Raw genomic sequence first — 2165 nt, 5'->3', positions numbered from 1 at the left:
TAGCCCATCTCGCTGAGTTGTGCCGAGGGGATGCGCAGCTTGGCGTTGATCTTGTCAATGACCGCGCCCGTGCCCCCGGCGCACTTGTCGTTCATGGAGGGCAGCTTCTTCTTCTTGCCGGTCTCCGGGTCTTCCTTGAAGATGATGATCTTGGCGTCCTGCCCGCCCAGTTCGATCACCGAGCCGCACTCGGGGTAGAGCTTTTCCACGGCCAGGGAGACGGCGTTCACTTCCTGCACGAACTTGGCGCCGATGTGCTTGGCGATGCCCGAGCCGCCTGAGCCGGTGATGAAAGCGCGGAAGTTCTCAGGAGGCGTGCCGGGGAAGTCGGCCTCGATGGCCTTCAGCATCTCCAGGCACTTTTCCGGCTGTTTGGTGTCGTGGCGCTGGTAGTCGCCCCACAGCAGCTCGCCCGTGGCATCGTCGCACACCACCACCTTCACGGTGGTCGAGCCTACGTCCACACCCATCCACAGCAGGTCGTACTTCTGTTGCGGATTCGCCTTGTCGGTCAGTCCCATTTATCTCCCGGAGCGTAGAGACGCGGCATGCCGCGTCTCAATAACTAATGCGCGTCCACGTGATACGGAATCTTCGCGCCCATCTTCTCCGCCGTGTGGATGGCGAAGTTGGCGGCCGTCCCGATCACGCCCTTGTACTTGGGCGTCCGGTAGAGAGCGCGCTTCATCTCCGGATGCGCGTCCACGTAGGTGTGCAACTCTTCCAAGCTCTTGCCCAGCTTCTCCATCACGCCCTTGAACTCGGTCTTGGCCTTGATCTTGGCCTCGCCCAGCGCCATCTGCACCCGGCTGTGGGCGTTGATCTCGCCTTCGCCCGAGGTCTCGACGGGCAGGTAGATCATGTCCTTGTAGTGGGCCACCACGGCCGACTGCGCGCCGTCCGATTGCGTCGAGGGCATGCAGCCGAAGGGCTTGAGCGAGAGCACCATGTGCGCCAGGTCGCGGTTGGAGTAGTAAATGTTCTTCGCGACTTCCAGATGGCCCTCGCCGCCGGCCGCGCGCGAGTTGTAGTAAGGATGCGCCACCCGCTGCAGTTCGTACTGGCTGACCAGCGCGTGCCCGCTGCCGCCCAGGGCTTCCACGATCTTCTGGTACTCGCGGGAGAAGATGGCTTCCGCCGCCTTCAGCTTCATCAGCTTGTTGCGGTAGTTCCACTCGATCTTGGCGTGCTTGTCCAGCCGCCACATCGGGGGCATGATTGCGCCCTCCTCCAGGCCGCGCTGATCTTTGGTGCGCTGCACCACCTGGTGGATCATGTAGTTGATCCACGTCCCGATGGATTCCACCATCACCTGCGCGCCCTCGCGCTCCAGGAAGCGGAACATGCCAAAGTTGCCGTCGCCCTCGGTGGTCTGCGCCCAGAACTCGCCCGTCACCTTTACGATGGGCTTCACCCGCAGGCGGTCCACTTCGATGGCGTCAAAGCGATCGCGCACCTGGCGCAGCGCGCTGGTGTAGTCGTCGCTATAGAGCTGGTCGAGGAACTTGCCCAGGTACTCGACCGTGCCCTTCATGGGAATCTTGTTGGCAAGCTTGCCCAGGCGCTCTTCCACCGTCCACGGCGATTTCTTCTTGAGCACTTCGTGGAGGAAGTCTACGTTCTGGTCGAGCATGGCGTCGGTCGCGCCCGGCGTGGTTTCGTAGGGGCGCACCAGGTAGCCGACCTCGTTCACGCAGTCGCCCATGTTCAGCCCGTTCAGGATGCTGAGAAAGAAGTCGAGGTTCATGCACAGCCCGGCCTCGGCCTCGGACTGGTTCAATCCGCCGGCCTGCTGGAACAGCATCACGCGGAAGCCGTCAAAGCCGGAGTTGCGCAGCGCCAGCCGGTACTCGGCCTCGTACATCCCGAAGCGGCAGGGGCCGCAGGCGCCCGCGGTCAGGAAGACGTAGTTGTCGATGATGTCCTGGCGCTTCATGCCCCGCTCTTCCAGGTTCTGCAGGAACTGCACCAGGTTGCCGACGGTGAAGTACGTCGGGTTGCACTGGCCGTTGTTGCCGTATTCCTTGCCCAGTTGGAAGGCCTTGACGTTGGGCGTGGGCACGACTTCGACGTTGTATCCCAGACCCTCGAGGGCGCCGTGCACGAGCTTCTCGTGCTTCCAGGTCAGCCCGCCGAACAGCAGCGTGGTGTGCGGACGCTGGTCC

The 2165-nt window shown here is 62.9% G+C and carries 2 protein-coding genes; both read right to left on the bottom strand.

The features are described 5' to 3' along the window. Positions 1 to 521 (bottom strand): BadF/BadG/BcrA/BcrD ATPase family protein (locus VGQ94_04090; protein ID HEV2021685.1); only part of this gene is annotated, 521 nt, incomplete at its 3' end. Between the two features lie 44 nt (positions 522 to 565). Next, a partial coding sequence (locus VGQ94_04085) for a hypothetical protein (GenBank protein HEV2021684.1) occupies positions 566 to 2165 on the bottom strand: 1600 nt, incomplete at its 5' end.

The organism is Terriglobales bacterium, from assembly GCA_035937135.1.
Taxonomy (GTDB): domain Bacteria; phylum Acidobacteriota; class Terriglobia; order Terriglobales; family Acidobacteriaceae; genus DASYVL01.
The sequence above is the reverse complement of the archived record's forward strand: the minus strand, read 5'-3'. Positions and strand labels throughout refer to the sequence as shown.